2 rRNA genes are annotated in these 1,633 nt (G+C 54.4%); both read left to right on the forward strand.

The features are described from left to right. Positions 1–1,389 (forward strand): 23S ribosomal RNA (locus KXV01_RS19950); the annotation flags it as partial. A 125-nt stretch (positions 1,390–1,514) separates the two neighbouring features. Next, positions 1,515–1,629, forward strand: a 5S ribosomal RNA gene (rrf, locus tag KXV01_RS19955). Positions 1,630–1,633: the final 4 nt, after the last annotated feature.

A 1,633-nucleotide genomic window follows, 5' to 3' on the forward strand; every position in this document is an offset into this window, starting at 1 on the left:
TAAGACCGAGCACCGAGACGAGCCTTTATGGCAAAGTCACTGATACCACGCTTCCAGGAAAAGCTCCTAAGCTTCAGCTTACGCAGACCGTACCGTAAACCGACACAGGTGGGTAGGATGAGAATTCTCAGGCGCTTGAGAGAACTCGGGTGAAGGAACTAGGCAACATGGCACCGTAACTTCGGGAGAAGGTGCACCCTTTTTGGTGGCTCGTGCGAGCTATAGCTGAAGAGGGTCGCAGTAACCAGGCCGCTGCGACTGTTTATCAAAAACACAGCACTCTGCAAACACGAAAGTGGACGTATAGGGTGTGACGCCTGCCCGGTGCTGGAAGGTTAATTGATGGGGTCAGCCGCAAGGCGAAGCTCTTGATCGAAGCCCCAGTAAACGGCGGCCGTAACTATAACGGTCCTAAGGTAGCGAAATTCCTTGTCGGGTAAGTTCCGACCTGCACGAATGGCGTAACGACAGCGGCGCTGTCTCCACCCGAGACTCAGTGAAATTGAAATCGCTGTGAAGATGCAGCGTTCCCGTGGCAAGACGGAAAGACCCCGTGAACCTTTACTATAGCTTTACACTGAACGTTGAGTTCGTCTGTGTAGGATAGGTGGGAGGCTATGAAACCATGGCGCTAGCTGTGGCGGAGCCATCCTTGAAATACCACCCTGTCGTGCTTGACGTTCTAACCTGGGCCCATTATCTGGGTCGGGGACCGTGTATGGTGGGTAGTTTGACTGGGGCGGTCTCCTCCTAAAGAGTAACGGAGGAGCTCGAAGGTACGCTCAGCGCGGTCGGACATCGCGCACTGTGTGCAAAGGCATAAGCGTGCTTGACTGCAAGATCGACGGATCAAGCAGGTAGGAAACTAGGACTTAGTGATCCGGTGGTTCTGTATGGAAGGGCCATCGCTCAACGGATAAAAGGTACTCCGGGGATAACAGGCTGATACCGCCCAAGAGTTCATATCGACGGCGGTGTTTGGCACCTCGATGTCGGCTCATCACATCCTGGGGCTGTAGTCGGTCCCAAGGGTATGGCTGTTCGCCATTTAAAGTGGTACGCGAGCTGGGTTCAGAACGTCGTGAGACAGTTCGGTCCCTATCTGCCATGGGCGTTGGAGATTTGAGAGGGGCTGCTCCTAGTACGAGAGGACCGGAGTGGACGAACCTCTGGTGTTCCGGTTGTCACGCCAGTGGCATTGCCGGGTAGCTATGTTCGGAAGCGATAACCGCTGAAAGCATCTAAGCGGGAAGCGCGCCTCAAGATGAGATCTCCCGGGGCACAAGCCCCCTGAAGGAACCATGTAGACTACGTGGTTGATAGGTCAGGTGTGTAAGTACAGCAATGTATTGAGCTAACTGATACTAATGATCCGTGCGGCTTGACCATATAACCTCAAGTTGCCTTGGCTTTACGACAACGTCGTAAGAGCATCCAAGTGCACGCTACGTCACAAGAACTATGCGAGGCTGGCGCCTTGTCCCCCGGGACGAGTGCGACTCTCCAAAAGCCTCCCTGGTGAAATTAGCGCTGTGGAACCACCCGATCCCATCCCGAACTCGGAAGTGAAACGCAGCTGCGCCGATGGTAGTGTGGCTCAAGCCATGCGAGAGTAGGTCATCGCCAGGGTTTA

The sequence above is a fragment of the Stenotrophomonas sp. Ps181 genome, assembly GCF_025697425.1.
Taxonomy (GTDB): Bacteria; Pseudomonadota; Gammaproteobacteria; order Xanthomonadales; family Xanthomonadaceae; genus Stenotrophomonas; species Stenotrophomonas sepilia.